A 15900-nucleotide genomic window follows, 5' to 3' on the forward strand; every position below is an offset into this window, starting at 1 on the left:
CCTGACGCGGCAGTCGACATTCCTGCTTCGGGAGTTGCTCCAGCGCAAGGTGCGACTGCTACCGCTGCACCTGCTGTTGCCACTACAGCCGCTTCGGCCGCGCCTGACGCGGCAGTCGACATCTCCGCCGCGGCGGCTGCCCCAGCTGCCGCCGCCGGAGCCGCTGTCGAAGCTGCACCCCCGACCTTCGACACCTTCGGCCTGCACCCAAGCATCCTGCAAGCCATCGTTGCCACGGGGTACACCGTGGCGACGCCGATCCAGGCCAAGGCCATTCCGGTCGTCGTCGCCGGTGCCGACGTCATGGGCGCCGCGCAGACCGGTACGGGCAAGACGGCGGCGTTCACGCTGCCTATCCTGCACCGGCTCATGCCACTGGCCAACGCGAGTGCCTCGCCGGCGCGTCACCCCGTGCGCGCGCTGATCCTCACGCCGACGCGCGAACTGGCCGATCAGGTGGCCGAGAACGTCAAGCGCTACAGCAAGTTCACGCCCCTGCGTGCCGCTGTGGTTTTCGGAGGGGTCGATATCGCGCCCCAGAAAGCCGAACTGCGTGCCGGCTGTGAGGTCCTGATCGCTACCCCCGGGCGCTTGCTCGATCACATCGAACAAAAGACCGTGAGCCTGAGCCAGGTCGGCATGCTGGTGCTCGACGAAGCGGACCGCATGCTCGACATGGGCTTTTTGCCTGACCTCGAACGCATCATGCGTCTGCTGCCCGAAAAGCGCCAGACGCTGCTGTTCTCGGCCACGTTCAGCAACGAAATTCGTCGCTTGGGCCACACCTTCCTCAAGCAGCCGATCGAGATCGAAACGGCTGCCCGCAACGCCACGTCCGACAACGTCACCCAAATCGCCTATGCGCTCAGCAGCGACGCCAAGCGCGCCGCTGTCGTGCATCTGGTCAAGTCGCGCAACCTGAATCAGGTCATCGTGTTTTCGAACACCAAGATCGGCACCGCGCGTCTTGCGCGCCAGCTCGAACTGGATGGCGTGCGCGCTGAATCCATTCATGGCGACAAGACCCAGACCGACCGCATGAAGGCCCTCGAAGCCTTCAAGGCGGGCACGCTGGAAGTGCTGGTCGCGACCGACGTCGCCGCGCGCGGCCTGGACGTCGCCGGTGTGCCGTGCGTCATCAATTACGACCTGCCGCATAGCGCCGAAGATTACGTACATCGCATTGGCCGCACGGGCCGCGCGGGCGCACGGGGTGAAGCCATTGCCCTGTATACGCCCGAAGAAGAAAAATACCTGCTGGACATCGAAAAGCTGATCAAGCGCACGGTGCCCCGCGCCACGCTCGATCTGCCTGTCACGCCAGGTTCCTTGCGTGCCTCGCGCGACGGCCGGGAAGGGCGCGAACCCCGCCGTGGCAGCAGTCGCGGTGGCAGCGATGACGCGCGCGACGCAGGTGCAAGCCGGGAAGCCGGCCGTGAAGGCACGCGCGACAGCAGCCGCGATGCCGGCCGTGACAGCGTTCGTTCATCGTCTCGCGACAGCGCACGTTCCGCGTCGTCAGGCACGTCGTCCGCCCGCAGCTACGATCGGCCGGATCGCAGTGGCTCGCGCGATTCCCGCTCGTCTGGCCGCGGGGGTCGCTCGGCGCCGGTCGACGACTTCTTTTTCAAGCCATATGTGCCGTCGCCGTCGGCCAACCGCGAAGCGACGCCCGCAACCGATGCAGCGCCCAGCCGTCCGGGCCCCAAGCGCCAATTGGCCGCGTTGCTGGGCGGTGGCAAGAAGTCCTGAACGTTCCGCTCCGGCAAGCGCAAACAGAGTCTTCAGGTTGTCCCGACCCCCGATACCGATAGGTACTCGGGGGTTTTTGCTTCCTGCTCAACTTGCCGCCGCGTTGCGTGACGACGCATCCGCGGCCTGTGCCTCGGACGCCAATCTTGCCGCACCATTTAGCGCGCCATAGCCGTCGTAGCTGCCCACACGTTGCACCACTTCAAAAAAGAAGCGGCCGGCAAAGCGTGGGGTATAAATGTGGAAAAACGCCCCTTGCGGCGTCTGGTCGAACAGGATGCCGAGACTTTGCATCTTTCCCACCAGCGCTGGGTCCACGTCGTTGCGCGCCAGCAGGTCCTCGTAATAGTTGGGCGATATGGGAACGAACAGCGTGCCCTGCGCCCGCAGTTGCGCCACCGTGGCAAAGATGTCGTCGCACGAGAAAGCAAGGTGATGCAGGCCGCCGCCACCGCCGCTCGCGTTCACCGCGTGGGCCACGCCGGTCCGCCGGCTGGCGGATACATTCATCACCACTCGCACGCTGCGCGTCTCATTGCAGACGCTACTGCTCTGCACCAGCCCGTAAGGGTCCGCCAGTTCCTGCCGGTCGCCGGGTTCGAGACCCAGTACCGCACGGCTGAACAGCACCCAGCTGTCCAGCTGGTCTGGCGGCAGCGCCAACGCAATATGGTCCAGCGTTTTGAGAACGGGAGCCAGCCCGGTCGCTCGTTGCAATCCGGCGGAGTCGGGTGTTTCCAGTACCTTCTCGAAATCCGCGGCGTCGAATGCTGGCGTGTCGGATCCGGTCGGCACGAAATGGATAAGCATGCCGCCAGGCGACACGATGGCGGGAATAGGCAGTTCGTCGGCCTGACGCGGCGTATTGGCGGCAGCGGACAGCAATGCGGATGCGCGCGCTGCGGCCTGATCCGGCAGCGGCGTCCCAAGGCCGATCGCGCACATGCCCGGTCCACCCTGGCGCTCGAAACGCTGGCTGGCGAATGAATCGGGTTCGGCGTTCACGACCAGACGGATGTCGCCCTGTGCGTACAGTTGCACGTTCTTGGAGCGATGCTGCCCGGCATGGTGGAATCCCATCGTCATCAGCATGGCGCCCAGCGTCGCGGCGTAGGCGGTGTCCACGGCGAACTCGACAAACGCCACTCCGTTCAGCGCCGGCACGGCGGGCGGTGCGAACAGCCATGCACCTGTCGCGGTCTGCCGGGAGAGCCTGTCGTGGTCGCCGCTGGCTACGAGTCGTGATCGCACGCGGCTTTCGAGCCATAGCAAGGATCGCATGGCATCGGTCGCCGTCCTGCGATTGGGCGTCTCGCGAAACTGGTCATTGAAGATTTCGAGCGACAAGGGACCGTCGTACCCCGACTTCAACACCTGCTCGAAAAATAGTAGCAGTCCAGTTGCCCCTGCCCCGGAAAGTTGCGGTAATGGCGCGCCCATTGCAGGACATCCATCTGCAATCGCGGGGCGTCGGCCATTTGCAGAAAGAAGATCTTGTTCCCGGGTATCGTCGCGATGTCGGCAGGATCATCTTGCAGCGACAGGGTGTGGAAGCTATCCAGGATAAGGCCCAGGTGCGAGTGATTGGCCAGGGCAACCCGCTTCCATGCATCGCGATAGCGTCTGACATGGCGCCCCCATGCCAGGGCCTCGTAACCAATGCGGATGTCGTACCGCGCGGCGCGTTCGGCAAGCTCATACAGCTGCGCGGCTGCCCGTTCGGGTTCCCCGGTCGAGAGCGGCGACGTGTTCGAACACACCAGGAGCGTGGAGCAGCCCAGTTCCTTCATGAGCGCGAACTTGTGTTCGGCGCGCGCCAGGCTGCGGCGAAAGTGGGCGGTCGGCATGCCCTCGAGATCGCGAAAGGGCTGGTAAAGGTCGATGCGGAGCCCGTGATCGCTGACCATGCTCCGCAGGCCGGCGGCACTGCCGGAGAAATGGACGAAGTCGGCTTCGAACAGTTCAATACCGTCAAAACCCGTGGCAGCGATCGCTTCGATCTTCTGCCGCAGGGTGCCGCTCATTGACACGGTGGCAATGGACCGGTGCACGCTTGTTCTCCTTGAGATGCGCAGTCAGCACCAACTGGCGCAAGCAGCAAGCGTACCCAATCGCGATGACGCCATCACCGCGCGCTTCATGACTTCCGTCATGACGCCTCGTGAACAATCAGCGCTGCGGCCGGGGCACGTGCAGTGCCGTATCAAGGGCGTAGACACCCTGGGTCAGTTCCTTCTTCATGTACTCGATGCAGGCGCCCACTTTGGCCGACGTGGTGCTGCGGCTGCAGGTCATGGCCCAGACATCGGCGTATTCCGCATGGTCCGGCAGGACGCGCACCAGGCTGCCATCGCGCAGATGCGTGGCGACATCCCATACCGACAACAACAGGATGCCGTGGCCCTGCAAGCCCCAGATCCTGACGATGTCGCTGTGGTTGGAGCCAAAGCGGCCCGTCACCTTTACCGTGTGCAGGCCATCGGGTCCATGCAGGCGCCATACGCCGAACGCCTGTTCGCGATCCCGGAAAGCCAGGCATTCGTGGTGGGTCAGGTCATCCGGCGTCGACGGCACGCCGCAGCGCGCCAGGTAGACCGGTGATGCACAGAGGACGCGGCTGCTGTCAGCAATGCGGTGCGCAATCAGGTGTGGATTGAGCGGCTCGCCTACACGAATGTCGATATCGAAACCTTCCTCGATCAGGTTGACGCGGCGGTCCACCAGTTCCAGCCACACATCCAGTTTGGGATAGCGCTGCTGCAACCCGGCCAGCACGTAGGACACATGACTACGGCCCAACCGCAGGCTGGTGCTGATACGCAACAGCCCGCTGGGTTCGTTGCGCGCGTTCGCCACGGCCTCGGTCATGGCATCGACGTCTTCCAGCACCTTCAGCGCCGCGCGGTAGACCCGTTCACCTTCATTGCTGATATGCACGCGGCGGGTGGTGCGGTGGAACAGCCGCACACCGAGCTGCGTCTCGAGAATGTGAATGCGTTTGCTGACGTACGCGGGGGACACCCCGCGTTCGTTGGCGGTCGCGATGAAGCTGCCGCGGCGCGCCACTTCGCAGAAGACAGAGAGGTCATTGAGTTCGGGCTTATTGTGCACGCGGCGTTGTTTTCGTGAAGACGGACAAGCCAATGATAAGAGCAGGGGCCGTCGGTATTCTCTTCGCAAAACCACGATCAGGAGACGAAATGCCACACGCACCATCGTTCATGCAGGCGCCCTTTCTGGTGGCATTCCGCCCCGCATTGCTGGCGTTCCTTTCTGCGCTTCTGGCTGGCTAAATAGTTGTCCATAACAACCATGTCTCGTCTTCGCATCGCCATCGTTGGCGCCGGCAGCATGGGCCAGTCGCATCTGGTCGTTGTGCAACGCAGTGCCTCGTGCAAGGTGTGCGCACTGGTCGACCCTGCGCCTGCAGCGGCCAAGGTTGCGCAGGACGTCGGCGTGCCGCTGTACGCCACGCTTGATCAACTGATCGAACATGACCGCCCTGATGGCCTGATTCTGGCCTCGCCCAACACCCTGCATGCCAACCAGGCGCTGTGGTGCATTGCTCAAGGCATTCCCGCGCTGATCGAAAAGCCCCTGGCTGCCACGGTTCCCGAGGCGCTTGCCATCGTCGAAGCCGTTGAACGCACCGGCGCAAAGGTGCTGGTCGGCCATCACCGCGCGCACAGTCCCATCATGGCGCACGCACGACAACTGGTGACCGACGGCCGGCTTGGTCCCATCGTCGCCGTCACAGGCAGCGCCCTGTTCTACAAACCCGATCAATACTTCATTGACGGGCCCTGGCGCACTGGGCCAGGCGGGGGGCCGGTGCTGCTCAACATGATCCATGAGGTGCACAACCTGCGAATGCTGTGCGGCGACATCGTTGCCGTCCAGGCGCTGGGATCCCGGCACACCCGCGGCTTTCCGGTCGAAGACACCGTGGCCATCACCCTGCAATTCGCCAGTGGCGCTCTTGGCACCTTCATGTTGTCCGACACGGCAGCCAGTGCGCGCAGCTGGGAACAGACCTCACAAGAAAACCCGATCTATGCGCACTACGACGATGAAGACTGCTACCTGATTGCCGGAACGTCCGGCTCGTTGGCCATCCCAACCTTGCGGCTCAAGACATGGGGAAGGGCGGATAAACGGTCCTGGAAAACGCCATTCGACGTCGCGCAGGTCAGGACCGCACGGGGAGACCCGCTTGCTCGACAGCTTGCGCATTTCGCCAACGTGATCTGCAACGACGTCACGCCCCTGGTCAGCGCACGCGACGGCCTGTGCAACCTGCGCGTTACCCAGGCCATTCTCGACGCCATCCGCGCGGGCACCACCATCACGATATCGCCGGACTGACGTCCAGGCCTCGTACGGCACCCAAGACGCACACGTGTTTCTTTCACCCACGCACCAAGGAACCTCCATGCACAAGATCGTGATGCTGCATGGCATCAACCACAACCTTTTCGGGCAGCGCGACCGAGCCCACTACGGCAGCGTCACGCTTGCGGATATCGACCAATCCTTGCAAGACCTGGGCCGAGAACTGGGGGCGGAAGTCGCGTGCTTCCAGACCAATAGCGAAGCCGAGATCTGCGATCGCATTCATCGGGCATTCCAGGAGAACACCGACGCAGTGCTGATCAACGCAGGTGCATGGACGCATTACAGCTACGGCATCCGCGATGCGCTGGCTGTGCTGAACGTGCCGGTCGTCGAGATCCACATGTCGAACATCCACGCGCGTGAAGCGTTCCGGCATCAGTCCGTCTTTGCCAGCGTCGTCACGGGCCAGATCTGCGGTTTCGGCGCCGAAAGCTACACGCTGGGGTTGCGCGCCGCACTGTCGGCCATCGCCGCCCGGCAAGCAGGGGAAACAGCATGACCGAAACCCGTACCACCCTGGCTCGCGCCGATGGGACACGCATGACAAAGCCACCCATTAAGAGACCACCCATGGCGAGACCACCCATGACGAGAACACGCATGACCAAAACTTCCATGACCACGCCACTTATCATCAAGGCCAGCATGGCCGCAGCAGCACTGACTGCGTGCAGCACGGCGGCGCTCGCGCAATCATCGGTCACGTTGTATGGCACCGTCGACCAGTACGTCAGTTATCTGCGCAGCAGCTCAGGCGAAAAATCCCTGGCGCTGGAAGACGGCGCGCTGACGCGCACCCGCTGGGGTTTGCGGGGCAGCGAAGACCTGGGCAGTGAACGACGCGCCACCTTCCAGCTTGAATCAGGCGTGAATGCGGATGACGGCACGGCGGCAGACAAGTCGCGTTTGTTCGACCGACAGGCCTGGGTGGGCGTGGCCGGCGGTTTTGGCGAAGTGCGTCTGGGTCGCCAGAATACGGTGGTGCTGGGTCGTGGGTCGTACGTGGACCATTCCGCACGCACGCTCGGATCGGTGTTCAATGCATTCGGCATTCCGGCGCGCTATGACAACGATGTCTCATACATCTCGCCACGGGTGGCTGGCTTCCTGGTCGAAGCGCACTACGCATTGGCCGAGACGCCCAATCAAAGCAGGCGGCAGTCGGTCAAGCAGCTTGGCGTGGACTACGAGCATGGCCCCTACCGGCTGGGATACGTCGGCGTTACTGCCGGACCGCCGTCGCCCGCGACCTATACGGCCAATGTGCAATACCAGAACGTGTATGCCAATTACGACTACGGTCAGGGCAAGATCTACCTGGCCTATGCGCGGTCAAACAACAGCACGGCAACGGGAGCGGGCAACAATGCAGGAACGATCCTCAGCAACGTAGGCGGCGTGGTCGATGGCACGAACGCCGACGTGCATCGCATGTATAACCTCTGGCAGATTTCCGCAGACTACCGGGCGACGTCCCAGTTTCGCGTAGGCGCCTTGTTCGGCCTGCTGGATGATCGTTCAGGCAACCGAAGCGCATCGGGCACGTCGTTGGCGGGGTATTACGACCTGTCCAAGCGCACCACCCTTTATACCGTCGCGCAGCAGTTGCGCAATCGCGGGTCGGCGGGTTTTCGTCCCGCAGGGTCGGCCGGGTTGAAGTCCAACTTCGCCACACCGAACGACGTGAACGGCCGGACGATCACCGGACTGCATGCGGGGATTCTGCACCGGTTCTAAGCCGGTCGGGTACGCTAACGGCCATTCGTCCACTTTCTTGCCCGAGGCCACCATGACCGCAGCCCCCGCACCACTCGCCAACTATTCCGATGTTCGCCGCAGCGGACAGCAGCTCTATGTGTCGGGAACGACCGCACGTCTGGCTGAAGGCGTGGCGGGGGTAACCGTCGGCCCGGGGGCACGAAGACGTACGACGTGGGCGCGCAGACCGATGTCATTTTGCAAAAGATTGACACCGCGCTGCGGCCACATGGATCGTCGGTGGGGCGCTGCGTAGCCATGACCTGCTATCTGGTCGACATGGCGGACTTCGCTGCGTTCAACGAAGCCTATAACCGCTGGTTCCCGCCGCAGGTCGTGACGCCGACGCGCACATGCGTGGCCGTGCTGGCCCTGCCGCACCCTGACATGCGGGTCGAGATCACTGCGATCGCGGGCTTGCCCGAGCGTGACGAAGGGCCGGGCACCTCGGACTGAATGACGCGCCCAAGCTTTCCCGCGATGTTCAAGCCGGCTTGCGAAACTTCAGCAGCCGGGTCGGCAGCGCAATCGGTTGGTCCGGATCGAACCAGCTCATGTCCGGAATGCGGGAGTCGGTCACATACATCGTGCCATCCGGACCCTCGGCCAACGTGTCAGGCCACCGGAAATCGGGTGCCTGCGCCCAAGGGCGCACTTCGCCGTCTTCCAGAATGGACACGGCGTTGTCTTCCACGGCCGTGATGTAGAGCCGCCCTTGGGCATCGATATGCAGTCCGTCGGCCGGACCATGTTCCACCACCTTTTCCACCTGTTGCCCAACGGCGTCTTCGCTGGCCTGCGTGTCCAGCAAGGCCGGGGTCGGAATCCGGTAAATGGTTTTGCCCTTGACGGCTTGCCAGTACAGATGCTGGCCGTCAGGTGACAGGGCAATGCCGTCCGACGAGAAAACGACGCCTCGCCCATCGGTCATCAGCAGCGGCTTGCCGTCGGACTTGACCTGCACGGTGGTATCGATCTGGGTGCTGGGGTGACCATCGAGCACCCGCCGCGCCGTGCCGGCCTGCAGATCCACGACGACAATGGCGCCGTGGGCACCAGAGTCGGTCAGATAGGCCGTCTTCCTGTCGGGGCTCAGCCGGATGTCGTTCAAATAGCTGCCCTGCGGCGCGATGGTTTCGTCAAAGGCGATGTTCTGCACGACCCGGTCGGAAGTCAGATCGATCTTTACCAGCTTGGGCGCATCGGGCACCAGCTGTGCCTGAGCAGGCGCGCCTGGGTCGATCACCCAAAGACTGTCGCCATGCGGGTCGGCAACGACGGACTGCACGCAGACCCAATGGTCGTTGGCGGTCATGTCGTCGCGCTTGGCATTGCGCCAACTGTTCCACTCCTCGTCGGGATAGGGACGCAGCGAACCGTCTGGCAGCAATTCGGCTACCGAAATCGGGGCGTCTTCGGTCCAGCGCGGAAAGTTGACGAAGAAGCGGTTGTCGGGCGTTACGGTGATCCCGGTCACCTGATGCTCGAACGTCGCGACGACTTCCAGTTCGGCGGCGCCGGCCGACGAACCGATCGATGCAACGTCGACGTCCGGGGACCGGCAGGCCTGAGAATGGGAAAAGGGATAACGAAGCATCGGAAGCTCCTTGCTGCGGGCGCCGTGAAAGACATGCCCCATGCATGCCCTATCGGCGGCGCGTTGGTGCCTGACCCGCAGCAACATCGGTGCCCAGCCTAGGCGCCGTCCCCCACCTTGCCGACCACCGCCGAGTGGCTTCGGTCAGCCAGCTCGCAACGTCGGCGCGGACAATGTCGCCTAATCCCAGGTGCCGTCCCGCAGCCCGCAGGTCGTCCAGGGCGTGGGCAGGGTCCAGGGCGGTCGCGCCGGTCTGCTTGGACAGTTTCTGCCCATCCAGGTTGGTCACGACGGGGACGTGCATCATGCGAGGTTCGGGCATGCCCAGCAGCCGCTGCAGGACGCGCTGGCGGGGCGTTGACGCCAGCAGGTCCGCGCCGCGTACGACGTCGGTGATGTGCTGCGCCGCGTCGTCCACCACGACGGCCAACTGGTAAGCCCACAAGCCGTCGGCCCGCAACAAGACAAAATCGCCTACGTCCGCAGCCACGTCCTGGTGCTGGGAGCCGGCCCATCGGTCCTCGAATTGCACGATGCCTGATGGCACGCGCACGCGCCAGGCGCGGGCATGCCGGCCCGGCGGCAGCCCGTGGGCGCAGGTGCCCGGGTAGGGGACTTCGCCGTCGGGCAGGCGGCCATCGCGCCGCAGCACCGAATCGGCGATTTCCTTGCGCGTGCATCCGCAACCGTAGATGTGGCCTGCCCGGGTCAGGCGGTCGAAGGCGTCGCGGTACACGGCGTCGCGTTCGGACTGGACCAGGACGGGCCCGTCCCAGTGCAGCCCGAGGCCTGACAACTGCCGGCAGATGCGTTCGGCGGCGCCAGGGACGACCCGCGGCGTGTCCAGGTCTTCGATCCGCAGCAGCCATTGCCCGCCATGCGCGCGCGCGTCCAGATAGCTGGCCAGTGCAGCCACCAGTGACCCCTGGTGCAGCGGACCGCTCGGGCTGGGTGCGAAGCGCCCGATGTACGTGCTGCGGTTCATGGCAGCACCTCGCGGGCCGGCCCGTGCGCGTGCAGGGGCGTCAGCAGGGCCGCCCGCAACCGGGGCGATTCCAGCCGTTTCAAAAACCATTGCAAGGCCAGGCCTTCCGCCGGCGCGCGCCAGGCGTACAGCAGCCGTTCGTTCAGCGGCACGCCGTCGACCCTGTGCGCGACCAGCCGGCCTTGCGACAGATAGGGCGCGGCCATCGGCTCGGGCAGGTAACCGCAGCCCAGGCCGCGCAATTGCGCCTGCAGCTTGGCCTGCAGGGTGGAGACGGTCAGGGTGTGCTGGACAGACAGCAGGCCCTTCGACATGACAGGCAGCCGGCGCGATGTGTCCGCTACCGCCACGGCGGTATGCCGCTCGATCACGGCCGGGTCCAGCGGCTCGGGCACGCTGGCCAGCGGATGGTGCGGCGCCATGCAGAACACGAATGGAATCTGGCCGATCACGCGGGAATGAAAGCCTTCGGCGGGAGCGCCATCGGCATCGGTGCCGATCGCCAGGTCCGCCCGGCCGCTGAGCAGGGCGTCCCAGTTGCCTTGCAGCACTTCGGTCGTGAAGCGTAGCCGGGTGCCGGTGCCTAGCGCATGGAAATCTTCCACCAGGTCGAACAGCGGGTCTTCGCATAGGATGGCGTTGACCGCGATGCGAAGTTCCACCTCCCACCCCGTCGCAATCCGCTTGACCCGGTGGGCGAGAGCATCGAAGGCATTGAGCAGATGCCGGCCTTCACGCAGCAGTTCGGACCCGGCGCGGGTCAGTTGCGCGCGATGGCCCGACCGGTCGAACAGCAGCACATCCAGGTCGTCTTCCAGGCGGCGAACGGAATAAGTGACCGCGGACGGCACCTTGCCCAGCTCGCGCGCGGCCTTGGCAAAGCTGCCAAGGCGCGCGATCGCGTCGATCATCTGGAGGGATTCTGGCGTCAGCGACTGCATGGCTATCGTTCAAATTTATTGAATGGTTTCGTCAAATGATACGGCACCCAGCCCCGCGCCGCGCGCCCACAATGGATCCATCGTCAAACGCGCCAAGGCAGCAAGCCAGGCGCCGCAACTGGAGCATTCATCATGATTACCCTTCGTCGCAGTGAAGAGCGCGGTCAGGCCAACCACGGCTGGCTCAAGAGCGCCCATACCTTTTCGTTCGCCGGCTACTACGATCCGGCGCACATGGGCTTTGGCCCGCTGCGTGTGATCAACGACGACGTGATCGCCGCCGGACGGGGCTTTGGCACGCACGGTCACCGCAATATGGAGATCATTACTTATGTGCTGGAGGGCGCGGTCGCCCACAAGGACAGCATGGGCAATGGCTCGACCATCCGGCCAGGGGACGTGCAGCGCATGAGCGCCGGAACCGGCGTTCAGCATTCCGAGTTCAATCCGGACGCGGCCAATGCGACGCACCTGTTGCAGATCTGGATCGAGCCGAACGAAGTCGACGGCGAGCCTGCTTATGAAGAAAGGCATTTTCCGGCTGAAGACAAGCGCGGCCGTCTGCGGCTCGTCGCTTCGCCTGACGCGGCCGACGGTTCCGTCGCCATCCGGCAGGACGCCCGGTTGTTCGTCGGTCTGTTCGATGGTCAGGAAAGCGCGACCTTGCCCCTGGCGGCTGGCCGCAAGGCATGGGTCCATGTGGCGCAAGGTCAAGCCAGCGTCAACGGAAAGCTGCTGAATGCGGGCGATGCCGTGGCGCTGGAAGACGAACCGGAAGTGTCGATTGCCAAAGGGGCGGGGGCTGAAGTGCTGGTGTTCGATCTACCCTGATCGGCGACTGGACGGGCGGGCGGCGCAACACAGTCCGAACCTGCATAGCTCGGTGCATCACGGCGGCCTGCATGGCCGCCGTTTTCATTGCCAAAACGCCGCTATGCCTGGGCACCCCGCTCCAGATCGTGTTGTTGCATCAACAACAAGGCAACAACGGCCATGCATTTTGACATGCAAGGGTTTACCCTAGTCGCAGTAGGGCAGTGTGCACGCTACTATCTGTTTCGTGTTCCATATATGGGCCGATGGTTCATATACGAAACACAAAATGCTTCTCCAAAACGACTGGCCAATCGCGCCGCTGATCCTTTCATGACCATGCCCCGCTCCGACGTGCAGGACAAGTATCTGGTTCCAGGCCTGGAGCGGGGTCTGCGCGTCCTGTGCGAAGTGGGCAAGGGCGAATTCAACCTGACCGCGCCGGAATTGGCGCGCCGCCTGCAGGTTCCGCGAACTACCGTATTCCGGCTCTTGTCTACCCTTGAGCATCTGGGGTTTGTCGCACGCACCGATAGCCGGCGGGAATTTGGTCTGGGCATGTCGGTACTTCGCCTGGGATTCGAATACCTGTCTTCACTCGCCTTGACCCAACACGGCTTGCCGGTGCTTGAAGCGTTGCGCAACGAGTGCGACTATTCCTGTCATCTGGTGGTTCGCGACGGCGGGCATATCGTCTATGTCGCCAAGGTGGCGTCCGAGCGGCCTCTGGCCAGCTCCGTCAACGTCGGCACGCGCCTTCCTGCCCATGCCACGGCGCTGGGCAGGGTGTTGTTGCAGGACATGGACATCAATGCCTTGCGGCGACTGTTCCCGGTGCATCCGCTGCCGGCCCATTCCCCATCCACGCCAACGTCGGTCGACGCGCTGGCGGCCATGCTCGAACTGGATCGCGCACGCGGTCATGTGTATTCGGAAGGCTTTTTCGAACCTGGCATTTCGACGGTTGCCGCTGCCGTTCGCGATGGCAATGGCCAGATCGTCGCCGCGCTGGGTGTGACCATCCCGCAGACGCGGATCGATGCCGACGCGCTGCGGGTGCTGGTCCAGCGCGCGCACCGTGCCGCCAGCGACCTGTCGGCGCGGCTTGCCGCCGACACCGGCGCGGATGCATCTTTGTCCCGCATTCCCCCTTCTTTCAACGGAACCGCTGCTCAATGACCATGTACAACCTCAAAGGCAACGTCGCCGTCGTGACCGGTGGCACTTCCGGAATCGGCCTGGCCACCGTCGATTTGCTGCTGGAAGCCGGCGCCGCCGTTGCTTTCTGTGGTCGCGATGAAGCCAAGCTGCGCACCGCGCGCGAAGGCCTGCTGGCCAAGTACCCCGGCGCCACGATCTTTGCCGATCGCTGCGACGTGCTGGTTCCCGAACAGGTGCAGGCCTTTGCGGCTGCGGTCGAACAGAACCTGGGCAAGGCGAACATTCTGGTGAATAACGCCGGGCAGGGCCGGGTGTCGACGTTCGAAAACACCGAGAATGCCGCCTGGCTCGAAGAAATGCAGCTCAAGTTCTTCTCGGTCATCAACCCAACGCGCGCCTTCATTCCGCAGCTCGAACAGTCGAGCGATGCCGCGATCGTGTGCGTGAATTCGCTGCTGGCGATCCAGCCCGAGCCCCACATGGTCGCCACCTCGGCTGCCCGCGCCGGCATCCACAACCTGGTGCGCTCGCTGGCCTTCGAACTCAGCGCCAAACACATTCGCGTCAACGGCATCCTGCTCGGCCTGGTCGAGTCGGGCCAATGGCGCCGCCGCTACGAGAATCGCTCCGACAAGTCCTTGTCGTGGGAAGCGTGGACCGCCGGCATCGCCAATGAAAAGCAGATTCCCCTGGGCCGCCTCGGCCGCCCTGAAGAACCTGCGCGCGCCATCTTTTTCCTAGCCACGCCCTTGTCGTCCTATACGACGGGCAGCCATATCGATGTTTCCGGAGGGGTCTGCCGTCATGCCTGATACCAACAAAATTACCGTGGGCGCAGCGATTGCCGCCTTTCTCGAAAACTGTGGTGTCAAGGCGGCCTTCGGTGTCATCTCGATCCACAACATGCCGATCCTGGATGCTTTCGGCGAACGCGGCAACATCCGCTTCGTCATGGCGCGCGGGGAAGCCGGCGCCACCAACATGGCCGACGCCTATGCGCGCACGGTCGGTGGCCTGGGCGTTACGGTCACCAGCACCGGTACCGCTGCCGGCAATGCCTCGGGCGCGATGGTCGAAGCGCTGACCGCCGGCACGCCGCTGCTGCACCTGACGGGTCAGATCGACAGCCCGTACCTGGACCAGAACCTCGGCTTCATCCACGAAGCCCACAACCAGCTGGACATGCTGAACGCCGTGTCCAAGGCTGCCTTCCGCATCCGCACGCCGGAAACCGCCATTGGCGTCCTGAAGCGTGCCGTGCAGATCGCCATGACCGCGCCGACGGGTCCTGTCAGCATCGAAATCCCGATTGACGTGCAGCAAGCGCTGATCGACATGCCTGCCGACCTGAACCCGCTGCCTGTCGTCAGCGCCGTGCCGTCCGAAGCCGCGCTGGACGAGCTGGCCGACCGCCTGTCCAAAGCCACCCGTCCGCTGCTGTGGCTGGGCGGTGGCGCACGCCAGGCTGGAGAACAGGTGCGACGCCTGGCCCGTCTGGGCTTCGGTGTGGTGACCAGCACGCAGGGCCGCGGCGTCCTGCCGGAAAACGATCCGGCGATCATCGGTTCGTTTACGGCCTCCAAGCCTGTCGAAGCGCTGTACCAGACCGCCGACGCGATGCTGGTGGTGGGTTCGCGCTTGCGCAGCAACGAGACGCTCAAGTACGCCCTGAAGCTGCCCAAGACCCTGTACCGCATCGACGCCGATCCGCAGGCCGATGGCCGCGGTTATCGCAGCGACTACTTCGTGACGGGCGATTCGACGCTGGCCCTGAAGGGCCTGGCCGACCGCCTGGAAGGCAAGCTGAAGGTCGACGCCAAGCTGGCGGACGACGTGCAGCGCGCACGCCAGGACTCGCTCAAACAACTGATGGACGACGTCGGCCCCTACGCCACGCTGATCGAGAAGCTGCAGGCCCGCATCGACGCGGACTGCGAAGGCACCGATTTCAACTGGGTGCGTGACGTGACGCTGTCGAACAGCATGTGGGGCAACCGCCTGCCGAACCTGGCGGACTCCAAGTCTGGCGTGCACGCCCTGGGCGGCGGCATTGGCCAGGGCCTGGCCATGGGTATCGGCGCAGCCATCGGCTCGGCGGTCACGTCGGGCAACAAGACGGTCATGCTGGCCGGTGACGGCGGTTTCATCCTGAACCTGGGCGAACTCGCCACCGCGGTGCAGGAAGACGCCGACGTGGTCATGATCCTGATGAACGACCAGGCCTATGGCGTGATCAAGAACATCCAGGACGCCGTGTATGGTGGCCGCAAGCACTACGTGCAGCTGCACGCCCCCGACTACGCGCTGCTCTCGCAGTCGATCAACCTGCCGCACACCCGCGTCAGCGACCTGGCCGATCTGGACGCCGCACTGGAAAAGGGCTTCACCACCGAAGGCCCGTTCCTGATCGAAATCGACATGCTGTCGGTGGGTGGCTTCAAGGCCACGTTCGCCGGGCCGCCGTCCAAAGTTCCCGCCGACAAGGCAAAGGCGTAAGC

15 protein-coding genes are annotated in these 15900 nt (G+C 64.1%); 9 read left to right on the forward strand and 6 right to left on the reverse strand.

What is annotated here, in order from left to right:
* Positions 1–120: 120 nt before the first annotated feature.
* A complete protein-coding gene (locus ACNANG_RS20165; RefSeq protein ID WP_420227604.1) occupies positions 121–1752 on the forward strand; it encodes a DEAD/DEAH box helicase in 1632 nt (543 codons plus the stop codon).
* An 87-nt stretch (positions 1753–1839) separates the two neighbouring features.
* Here the strand turns inward: ACNANG_RS20165 and ACNANG_RS20170 are convergent, their stop codons facing one another.
* From ACNANG_RS20170 to ACNANG_RS20180, 3 genes are all read right to left on the reverse strand, one after another.
* Positions 1840–3192: a 4-hydroxyphenylpyruvate dioxygenase family protein gene (locus ACNANG_RS20170; protein ID WP_420224500.1), complete on the reverse strand. Its 1353-nt coding sequence runs from the start codon at positions 3190–3192 to the stop codon at positions 1840–1842.
* Positions 3120–3803, reverse strand: a complete 684-nt coding sequence (locus tag ACNANG_RS20175) for a sugar phosphate isomerase/epimerase family protein (protein ID WP_420224501.1) — start codon at positions 3801–3803, stop codon at positions 3120–3122. Before ACNANG_RS20175 ends, ACNANG_RS20170 begins: the two co-directional genes overlap by 73 nt.
* A 118-nt stretch (positions 3804–3921) precedes the next feature.
* Complete coding sequence (locus tag ACNANG_RS20180; RefSeq protein ID WP_420224502.1) at positions 3922–4863, reverse strand: LysR substrate-binding domain-containing protein; 942 nt, start codon at positions 4861–4863, stop codon at positions 3922–3924.
* A 201-nt stretch (positions 4864–5064) separates the two neighbouring features.
* Here ACNANG_RS20180 and ACNANG_RS20185 point away from each other — a divergent pair, with 201 nt between their 5' ends.
* The 4 genes from ACNANG_RS20185 (at position 5065) to ACNANG_RS20200 (ending at position 8361) form a co-directional block, all read left to right on the forward strand.
* Positions 5065–6117: a Gfo/Idh/MocA family protein gene (locus tag ACNANG_RS20185; protein WP_420224503.1), complete on the forward strand. Its 1053-nt coding sequence runs from the start codon at positions 5065–5067 to the stop codon at positions 6115–6117.
* A 67-nt stretch (positions 6118–6184) separates the two neighbouring features.
* Positions 6185–6646, forward strand: coding sequence for a type II 3-dehydroquinate dehydratase (gene aroQ / locus ACNANG_RS20190; protein ID WP_420224504.1), 462 nt, complete (start codon positions 6185–6187; stop codon positions 6644–6646).
* A gap of 101 nt (positions 6647–6747) precedes the next feature.
* Positions 6748–7884 carry a porin gene (locus tag ACNANG_RS20195; protein WP_420224505.1) on the forward strand — a complete coding sequence of 379 codons (1137 nt, stop codon included), beginning with the start codon at positions 6748–6750 and terminating at the stop codon, positions 7882–7884.
* Between the two features lie 219 nt (positions 7885–8103).
* Complete coding sequence (locus ACNANG_RS20200) at positions 8104–8361, forward strand: RidA family protein (protein WP_420224506.1); 258 nt, start codon at positions 8104–8106, stop codon at positions 8359–8361.
* A 28-nt stretch (positions 8362–8389) separates the two neighbouring features.
* Here ACNANG_RS20200 and ACNANG_RS20205 read toward each other — a convergent pair whose 3' ends face one another.
* From ACNANG_RS20205 to ACNANG_RS20215, 3 genes are read right to left on the reverse strand one after another with little or no spacing between them, the layout of a single operon-like run.
* Positions 8390–9502, reverse strand: coding sequence for an L-dopachrome tautomerase-related protein (locus tag ACNANG_RS20205; RefSeq protein ID WP_420224507.1), 1113 nt, complete (start codon positions 9500–9502; stop codon positions 8390–8392).
* Between the two features lie 49 nt (positions 9503–9551).
* Positions 9552–10487 (reverse strand): tRNA glutamyl-Q(34) synthetase GluQRS, encoded by a 936-nt coding sequence (gluQRS, locus tag ACNANG_RS20210; RefSeq protein ID WP_420224508.1) that lies wholly within the window; start codon positions 10485–10487, stop codon positions 9552–9554.
* Positions 10484–11428, reverse strand: a complete 945-nt coding sequence (locus ACNANG_RS20215; protein WP_420224509.1) for a LysR family transcriptional regulator — start codon at positions 11426–11428, stop codon at positions 10484–10486. Before ACNANG_RS20215 ends, gluQRS begins: the two co-directional genes overlap by 4 nt.
* Before the next feature lie 132 nt (positions 11429–11560).
* Between ACNANG_RS20215 and ACNANG_RS20220 the strand changes: the two genes are divergently transcribed.
* The 4 genes from ACNANG_RS20220 (at position 11561) to ACNANG_RS20235 (ending at position 15898) form a co-directional block, all read left to right on the forward strand.
* On the forward strand, positions 11561–12259 hold the full coding sequence (locus ACNANG_RS20220) for a pirin family protein (RefSeq protein ID WP_420224510.1): 699 nt from the start codon (positions 11561–11563) through the stop codon (positions 12257–12259).
* 321 nt (positions 12260–12580) lie between these two features.
* Positions 12581–13420: an IclR family transcriptional regulator gene (locus tag ACNANG_RS20225; RefSeq protein WP_420227605.1), complete on the forward strand. Its 840-nt coding sequence runs from the start codon at positions 12581–12583 to the stop codon at positions 13418–13420.
* Positions 13417–14214, forward strand: a complete 798-nt coding sequence (locus ACNANG_RS20230) for an SDR family oxidoreductase (protein WP_420224511.1) — start codon at positions 13417–13419, stop codon at positions 14212–14214. The genes ACNANG_RS20225 and ACNANG_RS20230 overlap by 4 nt, the downstream gene beginning before the upstream one ends.
* The gene (locus ACNANG_RS20235; RefSeq protein WP_420224512.1) at positions 14207–15898 is read left to right on the forward strand and encodes a thiamine pyrophosphate-binding protein; all 1692 of its coding nucleotides are present in this window, start codon (positions 14207–14209) and stop codon (positions 15896–15898) included. Before ACNANG_RS20230 ends, ACNANG_RS20235 begins: the two co-directional genes overlap by 8 nt.
* Positions 15899–15900 lie beyond the last annotated feature (2 nt).

Origin of the sequence: Pigmentiphaga litoralis (assembly GCF_048632615.1) — a bacterium.
GTDB classification, from domain to species: domain Bacteria; phylum Pseudomonadota; class Gammaproteobacteria; order Burkholderiales; family Burkholderiaceae_B; genus Pigmentiphaga; species Pigmentiphaga litoralis_B.

Excerpts from the sequence above, each read along its gene's own strand:
- ACNANG_RS20170 (WP_420224500.1), bottom strand. The coding sequence starts at position 3,192 with ATGGGCGCGCCATTACCGCAACTTTCCGGGGCAGGGGCAACTGGACTG.
- ACNANG_RS20215 (WP_420224509.1), bottom strand. The coding sequence starts at position 11,428 with ATGCAGTCGCTGACGCCAGAATCCCTCCAGATGATCGACGCGATCGCG.
- ACNANG_RS20205 (WP_420224507.1), bottom strand. The coding sequence starts at position 9,502 with ATGCTTCGTTATCCCTTTTCCCATTCTCAGGCCTGCCGGTCCCCGGAC.
- ACNANG_RS20230 (WP_420224511.1), top strand. The coding sequence starts at position 13,417 with ATGACCATGTACAACCTCAAAGGCAACGTCGCCGTCGTGACCGGTGGC.
- ACNANG_RS20225 (WP_420227605.1), top strand. The coding sequence starts at position 12,581 with ATGCCCCGCTCCGACGTGCAGGACAAGTATCTGGTTCCAGGCCTGGAG.
- aroQ (WP_420224504.1), top strand. The coding sequence starts at position 6,185 with ATGCACAAGATCGTGATGCTGCATGGCATCAACCACAACCTTTTCGGG.
- ACNANG_RS20235 (WP_420224512.1), top strand. The coding sequence starts at position 14,207 with ATGCCTGATACCAACAAAATTACCGTGGGCGCAGCGATTGCCGCCTTT.
- ACNANG_RS20185 (WP_420224503.1), top strand. The coding sequence starts at position 5,065 with ATGTCTCGTCTTCGCATCGCCATCGTTGGCGCCGGCAGCATGGGCCAG.
- gluQRS (WP_420224508.1), bottom strand. The coding sequence starts at position 10,487 with ATGAACCGCAGCACGTACATCGGGCGCTTCGCACCCAGCCCGAGCGGT.
- ACNANG_RS20195 (WP_420224505.1), top strand. The coding sequence starts at position 6,748 with ATGACCAAAACTTCCATGACCACGCCACTTATCATCAAGGCCAGCATG.
- ACNANG_RS20220 (WP_420224510.1), top strand. The coding sequence starts at position 11,561 with ATGATTACCCTTCGTCGCAGTGAAGAGCGCGGTCAGGCCAACCACGGC.